Origin of the sequence: Paraburkholderia sp. BL21I4N1, from assembly GCF_002973525.1 — a bacterium.
Taxonomy (GTDB): Bacteria; Pseudomonadota; Gammaproteobacteria; order Burkholderiales; family Burkholderiaceae; genus Paraburkholderia.
Genome location: NZ_PVEN01000005.1, coordinates 254807 through 279346, shown reverse-complemented (window position 1 = coordinate 279346; position 24540 = coordinate 254807). Strand labels below are relative to the sequence as shown.

Sequence of the window (24540 nt, the reverse complement as noted above, 5' to 3'; positions counted from 1 at the left end):
GCGTTTTTTTTATTCAGGCTGACGCTGAATGACAGCGTGCCGTGGTGCGGCTTAGAACTGCCACCACGACTTTTCCTTGCCCGGCCGTGCATGACCCGTGATGTACGGGCTGTCGGGGAAGGTGCCGGCCAGGACGCGCTTGGTGTCGTCGGCCAGTTGCGGCTGGTTCAGCTTCTGATACGACAGCATCATGATGTGCAGTGCGTCTTCAATAGCCGGCGCGTTCTTGTATTGCGTCAGCGCCAGTTGCGCGCGGTTGATCGCGGCGACATACGCGCCACGGCGGTAGTAGTAATCCGCCGCGTGGACTTCGTGCGACGCCAGCGCGTTCACGATATAGCGCATGCGTTGCGCGGCGTCCGGTGCGTACTTGCTGTTCGGGTACTTGTCGACCACGACCTTGAACGCGTCATACGACTCGCGCAGCGACTTCGGATCGCGTTCGCTCATGTCCTGACCGGAGAAGCGGCCGAACAGACCGAGGTCGTCGTTGAAGTGGATCATGCCCTTCAGGTAGTACGCGTAGGCGATGTCCGGGTGATCCGGGTGCAACTGGATGAAGCGGTCGATCGCCTGGTCGGCGGCGGCATTTTCGTTATCTTTCCAGTTGCAGTATGCGACGTTAATCTGCGCCTGCTGCGCGAAGTGGCCGAACGGGTCGCGCCCTTCGAGCATTTCGAAGTACTTCGCGCACTTGCCGAAATCACCACCGGTCAAGGCGTCGTTCGCCTCCGTATATAATTTGTTGTTGTTCCACGCCGCTGTTTCGTCGGTCTTCTCCGGCAGGCCGTGACAAGCCGCAACAACGGCGACGGCTGCGGCACACGCAATGTATCCGGCCACTTTACGGGCCGCCTTCTTGATGGCCGCCAAATTGATCGCCGCTTTAGTGATGGTGTTCAAGGCTCGCATTTTCCAGTCTAGCTTTACGTCCAGGTGACCCAGACTCAATGACCCGCTCAAATACTCCAGGTACCGCAACCGGTGCCGGGAATAGCAACAAAGATTATAGCGTAAGCGCTGACCCCTCCGACGCGTTGGGCGTCGATTCCCTCGACGACGATCTCGGCAGCGACGCGCTCGACGCCGTCGACCCGCAAAGCCTCGTGCCGACGGTCGCCAATCGCGTCACGGACGAGGCCCCGCGCTCCATCGTCGTGCCCGACGAAATGGCCGGCGACCGGCTCGACAAGGTGCTGGCGAGGGTATTCCCCGAGTTCTCGCGCAACCGGCTGCAGAGCTGGATCGAGGCGGAGCGCGTGCGGATCGACGGTAAGCCCGCGAAGATCCGTCAGCCGGTGCCGCTCGGCGCGACCATCGAACTCGTGCCGGATCTGCTGCCCGAACAGCTCGCGTTCACGCCGGAGCCGGTGCCGCTCGAAATCGTCTACGAAGACGATACGCTGGTGGTCATCAACAAGCCGGCCGGCATGGTGGTGCATCCGGCTGCCGGCAACTGGAGCGGCACGCTCCTGAACGGCCTGCTATACCGCTACGGTGACGCGGCCGCGGGCTTGCCGCGCGCGGGCATCGTGCATCGGCTCGACAAGGAAACTTCCGGGCTGATGGTCGTGGCGCGCACGCTCGAAGCGCAAACCGATCTGGTGCGCCAGTTGCAGGCCCACACGGTGAAGCGCCGTTATCTCGCGCTGGTGTGGGGCAACATGCCGGAGAGCGGCACGATCGACGCACCGATCGGCCGCGATCCGCGCGAACGCACGCGCATGGCGGTGGTGACGGGCGCGACGGGCAAACCGGCGCGCACGCATTTCCGGCGCGTCGAAACGGCGATCTGGGAGCGCCAGCCGGTGACCGCGATTACCTGCGATCTGGAAACCGGCCGCACCCATCAGATTCGCGTGCATTGCGCGCATATCGGGCATCCGCTGCTGGGCGATCCGGTGTATGGCCACGCGCGCGGCAAGCGCTCGGTCAAGCCGTTGCCCGGCGGCTTCGCGCGTCAGGCGCTGCATGCGTGGCGGCTGGGGCTGACGCATCCGAAGACCGGCCGCACGATGAACTGGCGCGCCAATGTGCCGGAGGACATGGAGGCGCTGTCGGTGGCCTTGGGTCTCGGGCGCGACGACGCGGGCGAGTTCGACGAGACGTACTACGAGGACGACGATTACGACGCGTCGCCCGACGACGACGCCGACCACGACGACGATCAACACGACCACGACGATCAGGACGAAGCCGGTCACCACGACAAGGACGATCACGCATGACCGTGCCGGAACTGAGCTTTGCCGATGTCGTGCAGCCCGCGTGGAACGTGTCGCCGCGCGTGCGCGCGCTGGTCACCACGCGTAACGGCGGCGTGAGCCTGCCGCCGTTCGGTCGCTGGCGGAACGGCGCGGCGCAGCCCGGTGGCCTGAACCTGGGCATGAAAGCCGGCGACGATCCTGCCGTGGTCGCGATCAATCGCGCGCGGCTGCTGACGCTCGCTGGCGTGAGCGAGGCCGCGTGGCTCGAGCAGATTCACGGCGCGGGGATCGTGCGAGCGGAAGACGTACTGGCGCAGCGTCATGCGAGCGATACGCCGACGCGCGCCGACGCCAGCGTCACCGACCGCGCCGGCACCGTGTGCGTGGTGATGGTGGCCGACTGCATGCCGGTGCTGTTCTGCGACGAAGCGGGCCGCGCGGTCGGCGCGGCGCACGCGGGTTGGCGCGGCCTGGCGGCGGGCATCGTCGAACAGACGGCACAGCGCGTCGCCGAACTCGCGGGTGTCGAGACCGGTGCATTGCACGCTTATCTCGGACCATCGATCGGACCCAATGAATTCGAGGTCGGCGCAGACGTGCGTGACGCCTTCATGAATGGCGTGGACAGCGCACAACGCGACGCGACCGCTAATGCGTTCGTCGAGCATCCGCTGAATCCCGGCAAATATCTCGCCGACCTGCCGACCCTGGCGCGTTTGCGTTTGCAACGGCTCGGCGTGACGCGCGTGGTCGGCGGCGATCTTTGCACGGTCACGCAACGTGATCGTTTCTATTCCTATCGCCGCGATCGCGAGACCGGCCGCATGGCCGCGCTGATCTGGCTGGACGATCAGGCAAATGCGATTGCAGGCTAGTTCAGCGGCAAAAGCCGGCTAGTTCAGCTGCAAAAAACAACCGCTCACGCCCGCATGGCCACGCCGCGTTTCACCGGCGCGATCATGCGGGCGTGCTGCATTTGAGGCTCGCCGGGCAGCCTGCCGGAACGCACGCTGCCCGTTCCTGCGGGCCTGCGTATGAGGGTTTATTCGGAGACGCGGCCGGCAATTTTGCTGCACTGCCGGAATTCTCTGCGCTAGCGCAAAACTGCCGCCAAAAAGCGCCACACGTGAACGGATAGACACACATAAGCCCATGCTCCATGGGAGCTTTTTTCGCTTGTTAACACTTCGGTTCATTCATGCCGCAAAAGCGCGATCTTCTACACAGGGAAAACGATAATTAAAAAACTATCGCACTGCGGCAAAATCGGGAACAAGCATTGACATGCCTTGCGATGGGGAGCAAGAATGTTCCTCACGGCTCCTCGTGCAGGACAGGGCGTGACGAGGTCGCGAGCAATCGCCCACTTGCGCACGAACCTGCCTCTCAACCCGTCCGCAAGGACTTACCGGTCAAAAGCAGGCATGGCAGCATCACATTCCTCAGCTTCCCCCAGCACGGACTCCTCGAAGGAGCAGACGCAGCAGGCCGGTACGAGCGGTGCAACGCCGGCCGCAGGCATGCAGCAATTACTCGATCTGTGGATGAATGCATGGCGTTCGGTCGGTGCGCAGGCCGGCGGCAACGGCTTGCCGTTCGCCATGCCGCAGATGCCCTCCATTCCTGACATGCCGCAAATGGGTGTCCCGCCCATGGCGGGATTCGGTTTGCCGACCATGCCGTCGTTCCCCGGCATGCCCGACTTCAGCAAGCTGGCCGCGGGCGGCATGCCGTCGCTGCCGTCCTTCGCCGGTTTGAATATTCCCAGCGCCGCGATTCCTTCGGAGCGCCTGCAAAAACTGCAGGCCGATTATTCGCGCGAGGCGATGGAGTTGATCCAGCAAGCCACGTCGTCGGCTGTCAAGGCTCCCGAACTCAAGGATCGCCGCTTCAGTTCCGAAGCATGGAGCGCGGCGCCGGCCTACGCGTTTACCGCCGCCTGGTATCTGCTGAACGCGCGCTATCTGCAGGAAATGGTCGACGCGCTCGACACCGAACCGAAGGTCCGCGAGCGGGTCCGTTTCGCGGTCCAGCAGTGGACCGCGGCGGCCTCGCCGAGCAACTTCTTCGCGTTGAATCCGGAAGCGCAAAAAACCTTGCTGGACAGCAAGGGCGAGAGCTTGCGCCAGGGCGTGATGAACCTGCTCGGCGACTTGCAGCGCGGCAAGATTTCGCAGACCGACGAATCGCGTTTCGTGGTCGGCGAGAACCTCGCGAACACCGAAGGCTCGGTCGTGTTCGAAAACGAGCTGATGCAGGTGATTCAGTACAAGCCGCGCACGGCCACCGTGCGCGAGCGGCCGTTGCTGATTGTGCCGCCTTGCATCAACAAGTTCTACATTCTCGATCTGCAGCCGGAGAATTCGCTGGTCGCGCACGGGCTCGACTCGGGGCACCAGGTGTTCCTGATTTCGTGGCGCAACGCGGATCAATCGATCGCGCATAAAACGTGGGACGACTATATCGGCGAGGGCGTGCTGCGCGCCATCGAAACGGTCAGCAAGATCAGCGGCCGTGAGCAGATCAACACGCTCGGCTTCTGCGTGGGCGGCACGATGCTCGCCACTGCGCTGGCCGTGGCCGCGGCGCGCGGCGAGCATCCGGCCGCGTCCATGACGTTGCTCACCGCGATGCTCGACTTCACCGACACGGGCGTGCTCGACGTGTTCGTCGACGAGCAGCACGTGCAGATGCGCGAGCAGAGCATCGGCGGCAAGAGCGGCACGGCGCCGGGACTGATGCGCGGCATCGAATTCGCCAACACGTTTTCGTTTTTGCGGCCGAACGATCTGGTGTGGAACTACGTCGTCGACAACTACCTCAAAGGTCGCACGCCGGTGCCGTTCGATCTGCTGTACTGGAACAGCGACTCGACCAGCCTGCCGGGCCCAATGTACGTCTGGTATTTGCGCAATACGTACCTCGAGAATCGGCTGCGCGAGCCGGGTGCGTTGACCACCTGCGGCGAGCCGGTCGATCTGTCGAAGATCGACGTGCCGACCTTCATCTACGGTTCACGCGAAGACCATATCGTGCCGTGGCAAACGGCGTATGCGTCGGTGCCGCTGCTGAGCGGGCCGTTGAAATTCGTGCTGGGCGCGTCGGGTCACATCGCGGGCGTGATCAATCCGCCGGCCAAGAAAAAGCGCAATTTCTGGATGCTGGAAGGCGAGGCGAAGGCACTGCCGGAGAGTGCCGACGCATGGCTCGATGCGGCGACTGAAGTCCCCGGCAGTTGGTGGCCCGAATGGACCACGTGGCTCGACCAGTACGGCGGCAAAAAGGTTAAACCGCGCGCGGCGGCCGGTTCGGCGGATTATCCGGTCATCGAGCCGGCGCCCGGACGTTATGTGCGGCAAAGGGAGTAGGTTTGAACGCGTGTCACAGCGCAAGTACTGCGAGATTGGGCAACGATATTTTTAACTTGACGGGCTGCGGCGCAGTTGGCTGGCTTGCCCGGAGGATAGAGAAATGACTGATGTTGTGATCGTATCGGCCGCGCGTACGGCAGTAGGCAAATTCGGCGGGTCGTTGGCGAAGGTCGCCGCGCCCGAGCTGGGCGCCACGGTGATTCGTGCCGTACTCGAACGGGCCGGTCTGAAGCCCGAGCAGGTGAGCGAAGTGATTCTGGGTCAGGTGCTGACCGCGGGCTCCGGCCAGAATCCGGCGCGTCAGTCGCTGATCAAGGCGGGCCTGCCCAATGCGGTGCCGGGCATGACGATCAACGTGGTGTGCGGCTCGGGCCTGAAGTCGGTGATGCTGGCGGCCAACGCCATCATCGCGGGCGACGCCGACATCGTGATTGCCGGCGGCCAGGAAAACATGAGCGCCGCGCCGCACGTGCTGCCGGGCTCGCGCGACGGTTTCCGCATGGGCGACGCGAAGCTGGTCGACTCGATGATCGTCGACGGCCTGTGGGACGTCTACAACCAGTACCACATGGGCGTGACGGCGGAAAACGTCGCCAAGGAATACGGCATTACGCGCGAGCAGCAGGACGCGTTCGCGGCGGCGTCGCAGAACAAGGCGGAAGCCGCGCAGAAGGCCGGCCGTTTCGACGACGAAATCGTGCCGGTCGAGATTCCGCAACGCAAGGGCGAGCCGCTGCGTTTCGCGACCGACGAATTCGTGCGCCACGGCGTGACGGCTGAGTCGCTGTCGGGCCTGAAGCCGGCGTTCTCGAAGGAAGGGGCGGTGACGGCCGCCAACGCGTCGGGTTTGAACGACGGCGCCGCCGCCGTGCTGGTGATGTCGGCGAAGAAGGCCGAAGCGCTCGGCCTCAAGCCGCTCGCGCGCATCAAGGCGTACGCCACCTCGGGTCTGGATCCGAAGGTGATGGGCATGGGCCCGGTGCCGGCTTCGCGCCGCTGTCTCGAGCGCGCGGGCTGGACGCCGGCCGACCTCGACCTGATGGAAATCAACGAAGCCTTCGCCGCCCAGGCGTGCGCCGTGAATCAGCAGATGGGCTGGGACACGTCGAAGATCAACGTGAACGGCGGCGCGATTGCGATCGGTCATCCGATCGGGGCGTCCGGTTGCCGGATTCTCGTCACGCTGTTGCACGAAATGCAGAAGCGCGACGCGAAGAAGGGTCTGGCGTCGCTGTGTATCGGCGGCGGCATGGGCGTCGCGCTGGCGATCGAGCGCGATTAAGCGTTCGAGGCGGTTCAGCAGGCAGGTGTCGCGCGGGGCGGGCGTCCATGAGGCGCCGGGCCCGCGTCACGTAGGGATGCCGCGCGCCGCAGGGCAGCAGGAAGCGTGTGGCTGAAATGGCCTCGTCGGCCGGTCGCCCGGCGGCAGCGGAGATGAAGTATCAGGCGAGGGAAGAGGCGCCGGTCGGTGCCTCGAAAACGATAACGGAGTGTGGTTTATGACACAGCGAATTGCGTACGTAACGGGCGGGATGGGTGGCATCGGCACGAGCATTTGCCAGCGGCTGCACAAAGAAGGTTACAAGGTGGTCGCGGGTTGCGGCCCGAACTCGCCGCGCCGTGTGAAGTGGCTCGAAGAGCAGAAGGCGCTGGGCTACGATTTCATCGCGTCCGAAGGCAACGTCGGTGATTGGGAATCCACCAAGACCGCGTTCGACAAGGTCAAGAGCGAAGTCGGCGAGATCGACATTCTGGTGAACAACGCCGGTATCACGCGCGACGTCGTGTTCCGCAAGATGACGCACGAAGACTGGACGGCGGTGATCGACACCAACCTGACCAGCCTGTTCAACGTCACCAAGCAGGTGATCGACGGCATGGTCGAGCGCGGCTTTGGGCGCATCGTCAACATCTCGTCGGTGAACGGTCAGAAAGGCCAGTTCGGCCAGACCAATTACTCGACCGCGAAGGCCGGTATTCACGGCTTCACGATGTCGCTGGCGCAGGAAGTGGCCACCAAGGGCGTGACGGTCAACACCGTGTCGCCGGGCTACATCGGCACCGATATGGTCAAGTCGATCCGGCCGGACGTGCTGGAAAAAATCGTCGCGACGATTCCGGTGCGCCGTCTCGGCCAACCGGACGAAATCGGTTCGATCGTCGCGTGGCTCGCGTCGGAAGAATCGGGTTTCTCGACGGGCGCTGATTTCTCGCTGAATGGTGGTTTGCATATGGGCTGAGTCACCGGCGCGCCGCTCACAAGGCAGCGCGCCATGGCTCAGATGGTTCCGGCGGCGTCTCGCTGCGCAATGGCCCGATTGCGCAGCCGGTATGACGCCGTTTCCGCGCTCAACTCGCGCTCAAAGGCGTTACATGACTACTACTACAAAGAAAACAGCCGAACGACTGATCAAGAAATATCCGAATCGTCGGCTCTACGATACCGAGACAAGCACGTACATCACGCTGACTGACGTCAAGCAACTCGTGCTGGATCAGGAGGATTTCAAGGTCATCGATGCCAAGAGCAACGAGGATCTGACGCGCGCCATTCTGTTGCAGATCATTCTCGACGAGGAAAGCGGTGGCTTGCCGATGTTCTCGTCGTCGATGTTGTCGCAGATCATCCGCTTCTACGGTCATGCGATGCAGGGCATGATGGGCACGTATCTCGAGAAGAACATCCAGGCCTTCATCGACATTCAGGCGAAGCTCGCCGACCAGTCGAAGAATCTGTACGAAGGCAAGGCGATGAACCCCGAAGTCTGGTCGCAATTCATGAACATGCAGGCGCCGATGATGCAGGGCATGATGACCAGCTACATCGAGCAGTCGAAGAACATGTTCGTGCAGATGCAGGAGCAGATGCAGAACCAGGCGAAGTCGATGTTCGCGACGTTCCCGTTTACGCCGGGCGGTCCGGTCAACGCCGGCACGACGCCAGGTAATCCGCAGGCCAATCCGCAAACCAATCCGGAGCCGGAGAAGAAGTAAGCGAGCCGCGCAAGGGTGGAGGTCGGCCGCGGACGCAAGGTGTCGCGCGGTATGCGCGGTACAATCGCGGGCTGCGTGTGTGGGGCATTTTCTTCGGAGAGGGCGCTCTGGCCGCCAACTTCCTCCCCATTGCAACGGTCGATCTCATGTTTCGTGGATGTCCCACTCCCACCGGTTTCCGGCAACAGCGCTGCGTCGACGTGGCGCTCGTCTCGCTGTGAGCCGGCTGTTTCTCGCCCCCATGGAAGGGGTCGCCGATTATGTGCTGCGTGACGTCCTGACCGGCACGGGCGGCTTCGACGGGTGCGTCTCCGAGTTCGTCCGCGTGACGGGCTCGCTGCTTCCCGATCGCGTCTACGAACGGGAAGCGCCCGAAATTCTGCACGGCGGCCGCACCCTCGGCGGCACGCCGACGGTGATCCAGTTGCTCGGTAGCGATCCTGAATGGATGGCCGCGAACGCGGAGCGTGCCGCACGGCTGTCGCCGCATGGCGTCGATCTGAATTTCGGCTGTCCCGCGAAAATCGTCAATCAGCACGGCGGCGGGGCGATGCTGCTGGGCGACCCTGAACAGCTGCATCGAATCGTTTCGGCTGTGCGCGCGGCAGTGCCCGCGGAGATTCCCGTGACCGCGAAAATGCGCCTGGGCGTGTCCGATACGTCGCTCGCGATCGACTGCGCGGTGGCGTTGGCGGAAGCGGGCGCGGCGTCTTTGGTCGTGCACGCCCGGACCCGCGACGACGGTTACCGGCCGCCGGCCCACTGGGAGTGGATCGCCACGATCGACGCCGCCGTCGACGTGCCGGTCATTGCAAACGGCGAAGTCTGGACGGTGGCCGACTGGGAGCGATGCCGGCTCGTCAGCGGCTGTGAGGACGTGATGATCGGGCGTGGCGCGGTGTCGGATCCGTTTCTGGCGTTGCGCATACGCGGCCTGATGGCACGTAATCCTTCCGATGAGGAATGGCAGGTCGTGTTGGGTTATATCGCCGGATATCTGCGCAAATTGCAGGCTCGCGCCACGCATCTTCACGAGCACGGGCGCGTCAAGATGTGGCTGAGCTATCTGAAACGCACCTGGTCGCAAGCCGTCGAACTGCATGCGTCGATCCGACGGCTGCAGGATTCGAGGGAGATTCTCGAGGTGATCGAGGCGTCGCTGGCGCGCAAGGGTTTCGCGCCGGACCCTACGCCATTCGCAGTATTGACAGGCGAGCCTTCGTTGCTTGCGATCCCATAACGACTCGGCCCTGCCTGATCGATCGTCGAACGGGACGACTCGGCGACAATACGGTGCTGGATTGCCAAACAGCCGCTTAAGCGGCTGTTTTTATTTGCAGTGGCAACAAGAGCGTGGTCCGCTTGGCGCGCACGCGGCGCTCAGTTAGCGCGCGAACACCCATCCGCCAGCACGGTACAATGGTGGGTTGCGTGTGCGGGCGTTCGCCCGGGGCTGTGTTGCCGCCTCGCGGGCCGTATCGCACCGTCCCCATTTGTCGTTACCGTCACCGCTATACGCCGGACCCACCCTATGTCGCAGACCACTTCCCCCGCCGCGCCGACCGCTTCAGCTCCGAAGGTCGGGTTCGTCAGCCTCGGCTGCCCGAAAGCCCTCGTCGATTCCGAGCAGATCATCACCCAGCTGCGCGCCGAAGGTTACGAGATCTCCGGCACTTATGACGGCGCGGACCTCGTGGTCGTCAATACCTGCGGCTTCATCGACGAGGCGGTGCAGGAAAGTCTCGACGCGATCGGCGAAGCGCTCAACGAAAACGGCAAGGTGATCGTGACTGGTTGTCTGGGCGCGAAGAAAAGCGCGAGCGGTTCCGGCCTGATCGAAGAAGTGCACCCGAAGGTGCTGGCCGTCACCGGCCCGCACGCGCTGGGCGAAGTGATGCAGCACGTGCATACCCATCTGCCCAAGCCGCACGATCCGTTCGTCGATCTGGTGCCCGCCGCCGGCGTGAAGCTCACGCCGCGCCACTACGCGTACCTGAAAATTTCCGAAGGCTGCAACCATCGTTGCACGTTCTGCATCATCCCGTCGATGCGCGGCGACCTCGTGTCGCGTCCCGTCGCCGACGTGATGCTCGAAGCCGAGAACCTGTTCAAGTCTGGTGTGAAGGAACTGCTGGTGATTTCGCAGGACACGAGCGCGTACGGTGTCGACGTCAAATATCGCACGGGCTTCTGGAACGGCAAGCCGATCAAGACGCGCATGACCGATCTCGTCGGCGCACTCGGCGAACTCGCCGCGCAATACGGCGCCTGGGTGCGCCTGCATTACGTGTACCCGTACCCGAGCGTCGACGAAGTGATTCCGATGATGGCCGAAGGCCCGTATAAGGGGCACGTGCTGCCGTATCTCGACGTGCCTTTCCAGCACGCGCATCCGGAAGTGCTCAAGCGCATGAAACGCCCGGCCAACGCCGAGAAGGTCATGGAGCGTGTAAAGCGGTGGCGCGAAATGTGCCCGGATCTGACGATCCGCAGCACGTTCATTGCCGGTTTCCCGGGCGAGACCGAAGAGCAGTTCCAGACGCTGCTCGATTTCATCCGCGAGGCGGAACTGGACCGGGTCGGCTGCTTTGCCTACTCGCCGGTGGAAGGCGCCACGGCCAACGAACTCGACGGTGCGTTGCCCGACGAAGTCCGCGAAGAGCGTCGCGCGCGTTTCATGGAAGTGGCCGAAGAAGTCTCGGCGAAGCGCATCGCGAAGAAGGTCGGCAAGACGCTAAAAGTGCTGGTCGACGAAATCAACGCCGACGGCGGCATCGGCCGCACCGCGGCAGACGCGCCGGAGATCGACGGCGTCGTGTATATCGCGCCGACCACCAAGGCGTCGAAGCGTTACAAGGTCGGCGATTTCGTCTCGGTGAAGATCACCGGCGCCGACGGCCACGACCTGTGGGGCGAGGTTTAAGCAATGACGGTTAGCGCAACCGCTGCCCAGCCGGCAGGGACTCCCGAGATCCTCGCGCTCGGCGAGGCGATGATCGAATTCAACCAGTCGGCGAAAGATCAGCCGAACTATCTGCAAGGCTTCGGCGGCGATACGTCGAACTTCTGCATCGCCGCCGCGCGGCAAGGCGCGCGAGCCGGTTTCGTGTCCGCGGTCGGCGCGGATCATTTCGGTCGTTTGCTGATCGATCTGTGGGAACGCGAGCAGGTGGACACGGCACAGGTCAAGGTCGATCAGCATGCGCCCACCGGCGTGTATTTCGTGTCGCACGGTCCTGAGGGCCACGCGTTCGACTATCTGCGCGCCGGTTCCGCCGCGAGCCGTTATGCGCCGCACGACCTGCCTCTCGACGCGATTGCCGGGGCCAAGGTCGTTCATCTGTCCGGAATCAGCCTCGCGATCAGCCTGAGCGCCTGCGACGCCGCGCTGGAAGCGATCGCGCACGCGCGTGCTCATGGCGTGCGCGTGAGCTTCGACACCAACCTGCGTCTGAAGCTGTGGCCGTTGGCGCGAGCTCGCGCGGTCATGCTCGAGGCGATCCGCCAGACCGATATCTGCCTGCCGAGCTGGGACGACGTGACCGACCTCACCGGTTTGACCGGCCGCGACGAGATCGTCGATTTCCTGTTGTCGCACGGTCCACGCGTGGTGGCGCTCAAGCTCGGCAAGGAAGGCTCCTACATCGCCACGCCGGACGAGCGGCGCGTCGTGCCGGGCTTCGCGGTCAACGCCGTCGACGCCACCGGCGCGGGCGACTGCTTTGGCGGTGCGTTTATCGCGCGCGTCGTGGCGGGTGACGATCCATTCACCGCGGCGCGCTATGCGAACGTCGCCGCGGCGCTGTCCACGCAAGGCTACGGCGCGGTCGCGCCGATTCCTTCGCGGGCGGTCGTCGAACAACGGCTGGCAGGCTGACGGCGCGCTTCAGAGCAAGGCGCGGCGGGCCCCCGGCAAGATTATCTTGAGAGACTAGAAGAGGAGCGAGCGATGCAACGAGACGTAGTGGTGGTAAGCGGTGTGCGTACGGCAATCGGCGGTTTCGGCGGCAGTCTGAAAGATTTTCCGCCGACCGATCTCGGCGCGCGCGTCGTGCGTGAAGCGCTGGCGCGCGCCAACGTGTCGGGCGACGAAGTCGGGCACGTGGTGTTCGGCAATGTCGTGCATACCGAGCCGAAAGACATGTATCTGGCGCGCGTGGCCGCGATCAACGGCGGCGTCGCGCAGCACGCGCCCGCGTTGACCGTGAACCGGCTGTGCGGCTCGGGCTTGCAGGCCATCATCTCGGCCGCGCAAAGCGTGCTGCTCGGCGACGCCGACATCGCGATCGGCGGCGGCGCGGAGAACATGAGCCGCGCACCGTACTCCATGCCCGCCGCGCGCTTCGGCCAGCGCATGGGCGACGCGCGTCTCGTCGACATGATGGTCGGCGCGCTGAACGACCCGTTCCAGTCGATCCACATGGGCGTGACCGCCGAGAACGTCGCGCGCAAGTACGACATCTCACGCGAAGCGCAGGACGCGCTCGCGCTCGAATCGCATCGCCGCGCGGCGAATGCGATCGCGAACGGCTACTTCAAGGATCAGATCCTGCCGATCACGATCCCGTCGAAGAAGGGCGACGTCGTGTTCGACACAGACGAACATGCGCGCCTGAACGCCACGCCCGACGACTTCTCCAAACTCAAACCGGTGTTCGCGAAGGAAAACGGCACGGTCACGGCCGGCAATGCGTCGGGCATCAACGACGCCGCCGCAGCCGTCGTGCTGATGGAGCGCGGTGTCGCCGAGCAGCGCGGCATCAAGCCGCTCGCGCGGCTGGTGTCGTATGCGCATGCGGGCGTCGATCCGGCGTACATGGGCATTGGTCCGGTGCCGGCCACCCGCAAGGCGCTGGAGCGCGCAGGTCTGACGGTCGCCGATCTCGACGTGATCGAAGCCAACGAAGCCTTCGCCGCGCAGGCCTGCGCGGTCAGCAAGGAGCTCGGCTTCGACCCGGCCAAGGTGAACCCGAACGGGTCGGGCATTTCGCTCGGACATCCGATCGGGGCGACCGGCGCGCTGATCACCGTGAAGGCGCTGTATGAACTGCAGCGCGTCGGCGGCCGCTATGCGCTGGTGACGATGTGTATCGGCGGCGGACAAGGGATCGCGGCGATCTTCGAACGGATCTGAGTCCGCGTCCGCGATTGGACATCTGAAGCTCGCGACGTTTGCGAGCAGGTAGCAAGCAACGAGGAAGGCATTGATGCAGGAATTGAACGCGAACAACGCAGCAAAGCACGGAACAAAGCACGCGGCAACGTGGCGGCGCGGTTGGGCCGTGATGCGTGTTGCCGTGTTGCTGTGGGCCGGCGCGGGGGCGTGGATGCCCACGCAGGCCTGGGCGGAAAGCGACGCAGTGAAGGAACTGGCGGCGCCTCCGGCAATCCAGTTGCCGCTCAAGCCGAGCCCAGAGTTCGCGAAATTCCCGCGCTATGCCGGCATGTTGGGCGCGCGTCAGATCGTGCTGCGACTCGGCGCGAAAACCGACGATCCGTCCGGCGTGCATGGCGAGTATCAATTCACGGACACCGGCGAGGTGATCCTGATCGCCGGCGACCACGACGGCGACACGCTCGAAGTCGAGGAATCGAACGACGGCACGCATATCACCGGCAACTGGGTCGGCAAGTTCGCGGCGGACGGCTCGGTGGCGGGCGATCGTATGAACGTCGACGATTCCGACCCACAGCCGTTCGATCTGAAGCCGCTGGCGGCGGGACAGGCAGTGCCGCGTCCCGGCGCACCGGCCTCGGCGACTGCGGCGGTCGGTGCGAATCAGGCTGTCGCCGCGCCGCAGGCGTCCACGGCCGGCGCGGTGGGTGCGGTGGGTGCGCCGGGTTCCGCGCCCGCCCACGGCGGCCACGCCGTGGGCGGCGTCAGCAATCTGCAAACCGGCGAATGAATCCGCTCACGCGCGGGCCTCGACGTCCGCGCGTGAGCGCGTCCGTACGCGTAGGCGTGCACGAGTCCGCGCACGAGACGACACCGCACCGGCCGCGGCCGCTGCGGTCGCTGTCCTGAAACCGCGTACTCTTCGTTTCCGTCTGTCTTTCACCGAATCTCACCATGACCCAATCCAAATTCAAACGTGCTCTGCAAACTCGTATCGTGCGTGCCGAGGACCAGCTCACGCCGGGCTTCGAGTCGTTTTCGATGCCGGTCACGCGCGCGTCGACGGTCGTGTTCCCCGATCTCGCCACCATGCGCGCGCTCGACTGGAAAAACGACGCGCAATGGCGCTACGGCCTGCACGCCACGCCGACTTCGCTGGTACTGGCGCAGCGGCTGGCCGCCATCGAAGGGGGCAATCACGCGCTGCTGCAGCCGTCCGGGTTGTCGTCGATTTCGAATGTGTATTTCGGCCTCATCAAGTCGGGCGACGACGTGCTGATTCCCGACAACGTCTATTCGCCGAACCGCGATCATGGCGATTGGCTGGCGCGCGATTTCGGCGTCACGGTGCGCTATTACGATCCGCTGATCGGCGCGGGCATCGCCGATCTGATCCAGCCGAACACACGGCTGATCTGGCTCGAAGCGCCCGGTTCGGTGACCATGGAAGTGGCCGACGTGCCGGCGATCACGGCGGTCGCGCGAGCGCGCAACGTCGTCACGGCGATCGACAACACGTGGTCGGCCGGACTCGGCTTCCGGCCGTTCGACCACGGCGTCGACATTTCGGTGCAGGCGCTGACCAAATACCAGTCGGGCGGCGGCGACGTGCTGATGGGCGCGACGATTACCGTCGATCGCGAACTGCATCTGAAGCTGAAGGCGGCGCGCATGCGCATGGGTATCGGCGTGTCGTCGGACGACTGCTCGCTGATTCTGCGCAGCCTGCCGAGCATGCAACTGCGCTTCGCGCAGCATGACCGGGCGGCGCTCGAACTCGCCACCTGGCTGAAGACGCGGCCTGAAATCGCTGCCGTGTTGCACCCGGCGATAGCCGATTGCCCCGGTCACGAGTTTTTCAAGCGCGACTTCACGGGTGCGGGCGGCCTGTTTTCGGTCGTGTTCGACGGTCGCTACGGCGCGGCGCAGATCGATACGTTCTGCGAGTCGCTCGAACTCTTTTCGATCGGCTGGAGCTGGGGCGGCGCGCAGAGCCTCGTGATGCCGTACGACGTCGCGTCGATGCGTACCGCCGGGGAATGGCCGCATCGCGGTACCCTGGTGCGCTTCTACATCGGTCTTGAGGAAGCGGCGGATCTGCGCGCGGATATCGAGCAGTGTCTGGCGGCCTTGGCCTGAACCCCTGAACCGTATCCATCGAACCGTTCGCTGAATTTCTGAAGGACGGTCAAGCCCATCGGGACAGGCTCCCGGTGGGCTTTTTTGTTTGTCAGGATAGCCAGTTAACCTGACCATCCGGCCGAATGTTCAGCGCGCCGCGGCGCCGCTACGATCGGCACATCGATTTTCCTGGTCGCTTTCGCCGCTATTTTGTTTGCCGTCGTTCACGCCTATCCGTTATGGGTTTTTTCAGATAGGAGGTCATTTAGACTGCGGTTTTCAACGAGGTCCGTATGAAGGCAATAGCCGCTTATTTCGAATCCAGCGAAAACGTCGAACGCTTTGTGGTGCAGGTCGGCACCTTCGCGGGTGTCACCGGTCTACTCACGTGCGCGACATGTCTTATCGATCTCCTAACTAGATAAGCCACCCGGTCAACGCAAGTCGCCAGAGTCCCGGCTGGCGGAATTTCGCAAGAATCCGCCAGCATTCATGCATCAGAACAGCCGCAACAGGCCATCCAATCCCACGTAGTTGAACGCTACGCTAGCCGCTTCGCGCACTACCGGCTTAGCGCGGAATGCCACGGACAATCCGGCTTCGGCCATCATCTTCAGATCGTTCGAGCCGTCGCCCATGGCAATCGCCTGAGTCGGCTTGATACTCAACTGGGTGCAGATCTCGCGCAGCGTGCGTGCTTTGACGTCAGCGTTGACGATCTCGCCGATCACCTTGCCGGTCAGCTTGCCATCCACGATCTCGAGCGTGTTCGCGCGGATGAAATCCAGACCCAAGCGCTGCTTCAGTTTTTCGGTGAAGAACGTGAAGCCGCCCGACACCAGCAGCGTTTTCAATCCGGCGGCCTTGGCGCCCGCCAGCATCTGTTCCGCGCCCGGCGAGAGTTGCAGCCGTTCTTCGTAAACGCGTTCAAGCGCGCTGGCGTCCAGACCCTGCAGCAGGGCGACGCGGCGGGTCAGGCTCTCATTGAAGTCCTTGATTTCACCGCGCATCGACGCTTCGGTGATCGCGGCGACTTCAGCCTTGAGGCCGCAGAAATCGGCGATCTCGTCGATGCACTCGATCGTGATCAGCGTCGAATCCATGTCCATCGCAACCAATCCGAAGTCGGCCAACTCGCGGCCGGGTTCGACAAACGCGTAATCCAGCCGATGGGTCGCGCAATAGACATCGAGATCGGCGCGCTGGTCGACGTTGGCGCCGGCAATGCGAAGCGCGTTCGCGTCGATCTGGCTGGCATGCGAGCCACGCGCCAGCGCGATCAGCGTTTTGTGATGGTCGACGGAAAGAGCAGCGGGGCTTTGAATGACGAGGTTCATGGACGACGCAGAGACGCAGAAGAGGACGGGGACGCAGCGCGCGCGGAAAATCCCGCTATTGTAACGGGTCGCCGGCGAGCGTCCGGGGGAGCACCGACGGGCGCGGGCGCGAGCGGAGAGGCGCCAGGCATCCGCCGTGCAATCCTGAAGCGCCCGGTTCATACTGGCGCATCGAACGACGCCTCTTTCATCGTTGCAGCCATTAATGCCGCCGCGGCTACGCAAGCGCCACCCGCGCCACGCGCCGCACGAAGCGCAACGACACAAACCCATGAGGCGCAACCCCTCTCGGAGACAACGCATGCCCCCGGCGATTGCCAGCGATCCCTCCACCGTCGCGCGCGACTTCGATCTGCGTCATCTGAACCCCGCGTTCTACGCCGACCCCTATCCGGTCTACCACGCGTTACGCACACACGAACCGATCCGACGCATGCCCGACGGCTCCTTGTTTCTGACAAGGTTTCGCGACGTTCAGGCGGTCTATCGCGATCCGAAAACGTTCAGCTCCGACAAAACCATCGAATTCAGGCCGAAGTACGGCGACTCGCCGCTCTACGCGCATCACACAACGAGCCTGGTTTTCAACGATCCGCCGCGTCATACGCGTGTGCGCAAACTGATCGCGGGGGCGTTGACCGCGCGTGCGATCGCCGCGATGGAGCCGGGGCTTGTGCGTCTCGTCGATGGTCTGCTCGACGCGGCGGCTGAGCGCGGGCGCATCGATCTGATCGGCGAATTCGCCTCCGCGATTCCGGTCGAGATTATCGGCAACCTGCTCGACGTGCCGCACGCCGAACGCGAGCCGTTGCGCGACTGGTCGCTCGCGATACTCGGCGCGCTCGAACCGTCGCTGACCGACGCGCAACTCGAGCGGGGTAATCGCGCGGTGAACGAATTCGTCGCGTATTTGCGCGATCTGGTCGCGCGGCGGCGGCGCGAGCCGGGCGACCCGCAGCACGACGTGCTGACGCGTCTGATTCAAGGCGAGGAGGGCGGCGAGCAATTGTCGGAGATGGAGTTGTTGCAGAACTGCATTTTCATTCTGAACGCCGGGCATGAGACCACCACCAATCTGATCGGCAATGGCCTCGTCACACTCACCGACTGGCCCGAGGCGCGCAACGCTTTATTAGCGGAGCCGTCGCTGATCGAGTCCGCAGTCGAAGAGTGTTTGCGCTTCGAAAGTTCGAACCAGTTGGGCAACCGGATGGCGACGGTCGACACCGAGATCGGCGGCGTCGCGGTCGCGCGCGGCACGCCGGTTACGTTGTGCATCGGCGCGGCCAATCGCGATCCCGAGCAATTCGCGGAGCCGGACCGGTTCGATATTCGTCGCGCACCGAACCGGCACCTCGCGTTCGGTTTCGGCATCCATCAGTGCGCGGGGTTGTCGCTCGCGCGGCTGGAGGCGCGGATTGCGATCGGCCGTTTTGTGCAGCGTTTTCCAGACTATCGGCTGGACGGTGAGCCGACGCGCGGCGGGCGCGTGCGGTTTCGAGGCTTTGCCGCGGTGCCGGTGACGCTTGAGGCGCCGCAGCGGCCGGCTTCGTAGTGCGGCGGCCGGCGTCGTAGTGCGGCGGCCGGCTTCATAGTGCAGTGGCCGGCGTCGTAATGCAGTGGCCGGCTTCATATTGCAGCGGCCGGCTTCGTAGTGCCGCAGCCGGCGTCGTCATGCGGTGACCGGCTTCGCAGCTCAGCGGCCGGCCTCCCCGCAGCTCGGCGACCGGCCTCGCAGCTCCGGCGGCAGAAGACGCATAGCGTAGGGCCAGCCACCGTAGCCGTAGCTTTTGCCTGTCTGACGCAAGACTTACAGCTCGGACCTCGACGCAGGCCGCGCCGCGCCGCCACTCCATGGGCCGGGATGCCGCGCCACCCCGTGGCACGCCGCCTGCTTCACCTAGGCTCTCGGGCCAACGGAGCGGGCGATGGCACACATGATCTGGAAGGGCGCAATCAGCTTCGGCCTCGTCCACGTGCCGGTGCAGTTATATCCGGCGACGCAGTCGGAGAAAGTCGGTTTCAATCTGCTGGACAAACGCACGATCGACCCGATCGGCTACAAGCAGATCAATAAGCGCACCGGCAAAGACGTGACGCGCGAGAACATCGTGCGCGGCTTCGAGTACGAGAAGGACAAGTATGTCGTGCTGTCGGACGACGAGATTCGCTCGGCGAATCCCGAATCGACGCAGACGGTCGATATTCTCGCCTTCGTCGACGCGCCGGCCATCTCGTTCCTCTATCTCGACACGCCTTACTTCCTGACGCCGGACCGCAAAGGGGAAAAGGTCTACGCGCTGCTGCGCGAAGCGATGAAGGCGACCGGCAAGATCGGCGTGGCGAACGTCGTGCTGCATAACAAGCAGCATCTCGCCGCGCTGATTCCCGTGGGGCCCGTGCTGGCGCTCAACACGCTGCGCTGGGCCGCCGAGGTGCGCGACTTCGACGAATTCAAGCTGCCGGCCGACGGCATGAAAGCCGCCGGCGTGAGTACGCGCGAACTCGATATGGCGAAAAAGCTGATCGAGGACATGAGCGACGCATGGGATCCGTCGAACTATCACGACACGTTCCACGACGACATCATGGCGCTCGTCGATCGCAAGATCCGCGCGGGAAAGACCGAGGAAATCACGGAAGTCGAAACGCCGCGCGAGTCGCGTCGATCGGCCGATATTCTCGATCTGTCCGACCTGCTCAAACGCAGTCTGGGGCGCGGCAAGGGCAAGCCGCCGACGGGCGGCCGCCGGCGTGCCGCGGACGATGAAGATGACGACGCGGACGACGATGCGGATGCCGAAGTGAGCGCCCCGGCCCGCAAGAAACCTCGCGCGACGCGTGGGGCGGCAGCAACTAAGAGCGCGAAGAGCGCGACGAGTGCGGCGCGTAGTCGGACCGGTAGTGCGGGCGGCGCAAGTCGTGCGACATCAAAGTCGGCGAAGACGTCGAAGACCGCGTCGTCGACCGCCACCTCCGCATCGGCTGCGCGCAAACGCCGCGCGGCCGCTTGACGGCAACGGCCGGCCTCACTCGCGCCTATTCTTCCAACCGCGACGACGTCATCGCCATGACAGACCGACTCGATCTCTACACCCGCAAGCGGCGTTTCGACGAAACGCCGGAGCCTGCGGGCGCGCGTGCCGGTCGCAAGAGAACCGCCGGAAAACGTGCCGCGCGCAAGGCAGATCAAGCGCTGTCGTACGTGATTCAGGAGCATCATGCGCGGCGCCTGCATTACGATTTCCGCCTCGAACTGAATGGCACGCTGCTGTCGTGGGCGGTGCCGAAAGGGCCGAGTCTCGACCCGTCGGTGAAGCGGCTCGCGGTGCATGTCGAGGACCACCCGGTCGAGTACGGGTCGTTCGAAGGGGAGATTCCGCCCGGCAACTATGGTGCGGGGACCGTGATCGTTTGGGATCGTGGCACGTGGGAGCCGCTCGGCGGCGCGAAGGAGGCGCTTCGATCCTATGAGGCGGGCAAGCTCAAATTCAGACTCGATGGCGATAAGCTGCATGGCGGCTGGACGCTGGTGCGCAGCCACATGCGCGGTAGCGGCGACAAGGAGCAGTGGCTGCTCATCAAGGAGCGCGACGACGAAGCGCGCGAGGCAAGCGAGTACGACGTGCTGACGGCGCAGCCGGGGAGTGTGCTCGGCGAAGTTGTTTCTTCAGTAGGTGAGGGAGCGAAGGCGGTGTCACGAAGCCGCGCCACGGCGAAGCGGGATGGTGCGGGCAAGGGTCTCGGCCTCGACGACAATTCCGGCAAAAGCGCCGGCAACGGCTCCGCCAGATACGCCGAAAAAAGCGGCGCCAGCCGTTCGCACGCTCGCCCCGCTAAAAATGACCGTAGCAACCGTCCCGACATCGTCGCCACGCGTACCGCCCAGTCGCTGCGTGAGCTTGCCCAATCGCCGTCGATAGAAGGTGCCGTCAAAGCCCGCTTGCCCGCAGCGCTCAAGCCGCAACTGGCAACGCTCATCGACAGCGCGCCGCAGGGCGAAGGATGGTCGTACGAAATCAAGTTCGACGGTTATCGCATCCTGACCCGTATCGACTCCACCGCCAAAGCCGGCAAGATCCAGGTATTCACCCGCGCCGGCAACGACTGGACCGCGAAATTCAGCAAGCAGGTCAAGGCGTTCGAACGACTCGGCGTGAACAGCGCGTGGCTCGACGGCGAAGCGGTCGTGCTCGACGAACGCGGCGTGCCGAGCTTTCAGGCGCTGCAAAACGCCTTCGACGCGAATCGCCCTCAGGACATCGTCGTCTATCTGTTCGATCTGCCTTTTCTGAACGGCTACGACTTGCGCGACGTGCCGCTCGAACAGCGCCGGGCGATCCTGAGCGCGCTGCTGGAGGAGCTCGACGACAGTGTGCTGCGCTTTTCGAATAACTTCGAGGTCAGCGCCGACGACCTGCTGAAAAGCGCCTGCGATATGGCGCTGGAAGGCATCATCGGCAAGCGGCGCGACAGCGGTTATCTGGCGGGGCGCTCGTCGTCGTGGATCAAGCTGAAGTGCCGGCGGCGTCAGGAGTTCGTAATCGGCGGCTATTCGGAGCCGGCCGGCAGTCGCGCGGCGTTCGGCGCGCTGTTGCTCGGTGTCTACGACGGCCACGGTCAATTGCGCTACGCGGGACGCGTCGGCACCGGTTTCGATGCCGCGCTGCTGCGCTCGCTCAAGAAGCAACTCGACCCTCACGAGACGCAACGCATGCCGTTCGCCGCGGCGCCGCGCGAGCGCAGCCGCACGGCGGTGCATTGGGTCGAGCCGGTGCTCGTCGCCGAGTGCAACTTCGCCGAGTGGACCGGCGATGGCATCGTGCGACAGGCGTCGTTCGTGAGTTTGCGCAACGACAAACCGGCGCGCCAGATCGTCAAGGAAGCCCCCCGTCGAGGAGCCGACGTGCAAGAGCAAACCGATACCGTGTCGGAGGCTGCGCCGAAAAAGCGTGCTGCGACGAAGACGGCTGCAACGAAAACCGCAGCAACGAAAACCGCAGCAACGAAAACCGCAGCAACGAAAACCGCAGCAACGAAAACCGCAGCAACGAAAACCGCGACCAAAGCCGCCACCGCCAGGCCCGTCAAATCCGCCGCTTCCCCCGCGGAAGTCGCCAACGTTCGCATCTCACACCCCGACCGCATCATCGACAACAGCAGCGGCGCGCGCAAGATCGACCTCGTGCGCTACTACGAATCCGTCGCCGACTGGATGCTGCCGCATCTGAAAGACCGGCCGGTCTCGCTGGTACGGGCGCCGGAGGACATCGGCGGCGAGCTGTTTTTTCAGAAGCACAGCCAGAAACTGTCGATTCCGAACGTCGAGCAACATCCCGGCCTCGACCCCGGTCATCCGCCGCTGATCACTGTCGACACGCTCAAGGCGCTGATCGGCGCAGCGCAAATGGGCACGGTCGAGTTTCACACGTGGAATGCCGTCGTGTCGAACATCGAGAAGCCCGACCGGATGGTGTTCGATCTCGACCCGGACACATCGCTCGACTGGCAACGCATGATCGAGGCCGCGCAACTGACCCGGTCGTTACTCGAGGAACTCGGCCTCGCGTCGTTCTGCAAGACGAGCGGCGGCAAAGGCTTGCATGTGGTCGTGCCGCTCGCGAAGCAGGCCGGCTGGGACGACGTGAAGGGCTTCTCGCAAGCCGTCGCGCAGCACATGGCGGCCACGCTGCCCACGCATTTCAGCGCGAAGATGGGCGCACGAAATCGCAAAGGGAAAATCTTCGTCGACTATCTGCGCAACAACCGCGGCTCCAGCACGGTGGCCGCCTTTTCGGCGCGCGCGCGTCCTGGGTTGGGGGTGTCCGTGCCGCTGTCGTGGGATGAAGTTGCCTCGACCACGGCCGGCGATCAATGGACCATCGAGAATCTGCACGAGCGTCTGGCGGATCTCAAGCGCGATCCGTGGACCGACTACGCGAAGACGCGTCAGCGTCTCACCGCGTCCATGAAAAAACGGCTGGAGGGTGCGCGTTAGCGGCCATCCCGCCCATCACCTCGTTCGATCAACCAGGAGTCAACCATGAAGACCACACCGCAATCGTCGGACGGCGACAAGAAGGCCGATTCTCACGCCGGCAAGCAGCCCCGTTCGATGCAGGAGGCGTCCGCGCCCTTGCCGCACGAAACCGATCAGCAGCCGGAGTCGCAACATGAGGGCGGTCCGCGCCATGTCGGCAAGCAGGCGCATCGCGATCTGGAGCGCGGGCTGACGGACACCGACCGTCGCGGCGGCGACGAGTATCAGCAGAAGACCCAGAACGACGCGCACACCGACGTCAATTCCGACGGCAAAGGTCAAAGCAAAAGTAAAGGCACCGGCGGCAGCGGCAAGCATTGACGGGGCCGACCGTCGGACGCCATTGCCGCCCGCCGACCGCGCCGGCGCGCTCATCAACCTCGCGCATCCGCCGCATCCCAATACGGCGGATCCCCAAAATGCCCGGCAAGAAATTCGATGAACGCGAGCGTCTTCGGCGGCACGAAAGCGCGGCTCGGATACACGGCCCAGATCGCCACCTGCTCCGCGAGCGGATAAGTGTCGAGCACGCTGACCAGTTCGCCGCGACGCAGATAGGGCGCCACGTCCCATGTCGATTTGAGTGCGATGCCGAAGCCCGCGAGCAAGGCGTCGCGGATCACTTCGCCGTTGTCCGTCACGAGGCGTCCGCTCACGCGCACGTCGAGCGTTCCGCTGGGCGTCACGAAACCCCAGTCGCGCTGGTCCGACAGGATCATGCATTCGTGCTGCGTCAGATCCGACGGATGACGCGGCGTGCCGCGCTCCGCGAGATAGCGCGGCGAAGCGCACAGCACCCGGCGGTTCACCGCAAGACGCCGGGCCACCAGCGACGAATCCTTCAGTACGCCGATCCGGATCGCCACGTCGATACCGGCGTCCACCAGATCGACCAGTTGATCGGTCAGCCGCAAGTCCACGCTGACGCCAGGATGACGGCGCAGGAATTCGCTGATCGCCGGCGACACATGCTGTCTCCCGAACGACGACGGCATCGACACCCGCAGCCGGCCTTGCGGCTCCGCCTGTCCGCGGCCGACGGCAGCGCGCGCGGCCGCCGCGGCATCGAGCAGCGCCTCGGCGCGCGTCATGAAGACTTCACCGTCCTGCGTGAGGCTGATGCGGCGGGTGGTCCGATGCAGCAAGCGGGCGCCGAGCAGCTTTTCCAGTTGCGCAATCCGCGAACTGGCCACCGCCGCCGACAGGCCGAACTCGCGGCCCGCCGCCGACACGTTGGCGAGCAGCGCGGCGCGCACGAACAACGCGACGTCGAGCAGGTCGAGCCGCTCGCGTTCGGCGGATGAAGATCGGGGCAGCGGGTTGACAGACGCCATTATTCTGAAAATCAAAAAGA

The 24540-nt window shown here is 64.3% G+C and carries 19 protein-coding genes; 16 read left to right on the top strand and 3 right to left on the bottom strand.

Annotated features, from left to right (window positions below; genetic code table 11):
* Positions 1-51: 51 nt before the first annotated feature.
* Positions 52-912: an outer membrane protein assembly factor BamD gene (locus B0G83_RS15805; protein WP_105508329.1), complete on the bottom strand. Its 861-nt coding sequence runs from the start codon at positions 910-912 to the stop codon at positions 52-54.
* 38 nt (positions 913-950) lie between these two features.
* Between B0G83_RS15805 and B0G83_RS15800 the strand changes: the two genes are divergently transcribed.
* The 12 genes from B0G83_RS15800 to B0G83_RS15745 all read left to right on the top strand — a co-directional run bounded on the left by B0G83_RS15800 (position 951) and on the right by B0G83_RS15745 (position 15827).
* A complete protein-coding gene (locus tag B0G83_RS15800) occupies positions 951-2228 on the top strand; it encodes an RluA family pseudouridine synthase (protein WP_105508328.1) in 1278 nt (425 codons plus the stop codon).
* On the top strand, positions 2225-3082 hold the full coding sequence (gene pgeF / locus B0G83_RS15795) for a peptidoglycan editing factor PgeF (RefSeq protein WP_105508327.1): 858 nt from the start codon (positions 2225-2227) through the stop codon (positions 3080-3082). The genes B0G83_RS15800 and pgeF overlap by 4 nt, the downstream gene beginning before the upstream one ends.
* Positions 3083-3727: 645 nt before the next feature.
* Positions 3728-5575 (top strand): class I poly(R)-hydroxyalkanoic acid synthase, encoded by a 1848-nt coding sequence (gene phaC, locus B0G83_RS15790; protein WP_105508326.1) that lies wholly within the window; start codon positions 3728-3730, stop codon positions 5573-5575.
* A 103-nt stretch (positions 5576-5678) separates the two neighbouring features.
* Complete coding sequence (locus tag B0G83_RS15785; protein ID WP_105508325.1) at positions 5679-6860, top strand: acetyl-CoA C-acetyltransferase; 1182 nt, start codon at positions 5679-5681, stop codon at positions 6858-6860.
* A 217-nt stretch (positions 6861-7077) separates the two neighbouring features.
* Positions 7078-7818, top strand: coding sequence for a 3-ketoacyl-ACP reductase (locus tag B0G83_RS15780; RefSeq protein WP_105508324.1), 741 nt, complete (start codon positions 7078-7080; stop codon positions 7816-7818).
* Positions 7819-7951: 133 nt separating this feature from the next.
* The gene (gene phaR / locus B0G83_RS15775; RefSeq protein ID WP_105508323.1) at positions 7952-8572 is read left to right on the top strand and encodes a polyhydroxyalkanoate synthesis repressor PhaR; all 621 of its coding nucleotides are present in this window, start codon (positions 7952-7954) and stop codon (positions 8570-8572) included.
* A gap of 217 nt (positions 8573-8789) precedes the next feature.
* Complete coding sequence (locus tag B0G83_RS15770; RefSeq protein ID WP_105508322.1) at positions 8790-9812, top strand: tRNA-dihydrouridine synthase; 1023 nt, start codon at positions 8790-8792, stop codon at positions 9810-9812.
* A gap of 291 nt (positions 9813-10103) precedes the next feature.
* A complete protein-coding gene (gene rimO, locus B0G83_RS15765) occupies positions 10104-11495 on the top strand; it encodes a 30S ribosomal protein S12 methylthiotransferase RimO (protein WP_105508321.1) in 1392 nt (463 codons plus the stop codon).
* A gap of 3 nt (positions 11496-11498) precedes the next feature.
* On the top strand, positions 11499-12449 hold the full coding sequence (locus B0G83_RS15760) for a sugar kinase (protein ID WP_105508320.1): 951 nt from the start codon (positions 11499-11501) through the stop codon (positions 12447-12449).
* A gap of 72 nt (positions 12450-12521) precedes the next feature.
* Positions 12522-13706 (top strand): beta-ketothiolase BktB, encoded by a 1185-nt coding sequence (bktB, locus tag B0G83_RS15755; protein WP_105508319.1) that lies wholly within the window; start codon positions 12522-12524, stop codon positions 13704-13706.
* Between the two features lie 73 nt (positions 13707-13779).
* A complete protein-coding gene (locus tag B0G83_RS15750; protein ID WP_105508318.1) occupies positions 13780-14478 on the top strand; it encodes a hypothetical protein in 699 nt (232 codons plus the stop codon).
* A 164-nt stretch (positions 14479-14642) separates the two neighbouring features.
* Positions 14643-15827 (top strand): cystathionine beta-lyase, encoded by a 1185-nt coding sequence (locus B0G83_RS15745; protein WP_105508317.1) that lies wholly within the window; start codon positions 14643-14645, stop codon positions 15825-15827.
* A gap of 479 nt (positions 15828-16306) precedes the next feature.
* On the opposite strand, the gene serB is transcribed toward B0G83_RS15745, so the two are convergent.
* A complete protein-coding gene (gene serB, locus B0G83_RS15740; RefSeq protein ID WP_105508316.1) occupies positions 16307-17146 on the bottom strand; it encodes a phosphoserine phosphatase SerB in 840 nt (279 codons plus the stop codon).
* Between the two features lie 301 nt (positions 17147-17447).
* Here serB and B0G83_RS15735 point away from each other — a divergent pair, with 301 nt between their 5' ends.
* The 4 genes from B0G83_RS15735 to B0G83_RS15720 all read left to right on the top strand — a co-directional run bounded on the left by B0G83_RS15735 (position 17448) and on the right by B0G83_RS15720 (position 23507).
* Positions 17448-18701 (top strand): cytochrome P450, encoded by a 1254-nt coding sequence (locus tag B0G83_RS15735; protein WP_105508315.1) that lies wholly within the window; start codon positions 17448-17450, stop codon positions 18699-18701.
* A gap of 373 nt (positions 18702-19074) precedes the next feature.
* On the top strand, positions 19075-20160 hold the full coding sequence (locus B0G83_RS15730) for a Ku protein (RefSeq protein ID WP_105508314.1): 1086 nt from the start codon (positions 19075-19077) through the stop codon (positions 20158-20160).
* A 56-nt stretch (positions 20161-20216) separates the two neighbouring features.
* The gene (ligD, locus tag B0G83_RS15725; RefSeq protein WP_105508529.1) at positions 20217-23144 is read left to right on the top strand and encodes a DNA ligase D; all 2928 of its coding nucleotides are present in this window, start codon (positions 20217-20219) and stop codon (positions 23142-23144) included.
* Between the two features lie 45 nt (positions 23145-23189).
* Positions 23190-23507, top strand: a complete 318-nt coding sequence (locus B0G83_RS15720; protein WP_105508313.1) for a hypothetical protein — start codon at positions 23190-23192, stop codon at positions 23505-23507.
* Between the two features lie 53 nt (positions 23508-23560).
* Here the strand turns inward: B0G83_RS15720 and B0G83_RS15715 are convergent, their stop codons facing one another.
* Positions 23561-24520 (bottom strand): LysR family transcriptional regulator, encoded by a 960-nt coding sequence (locus B0G83_RS15715; protein ID WP_105508312.1) that lies wholly within the window; start codon positions 24518-24520, stop codon positions 23561-23563.
* Between the last annotated feature and the right edge of the window lie 20 nt (positions 24521-24540).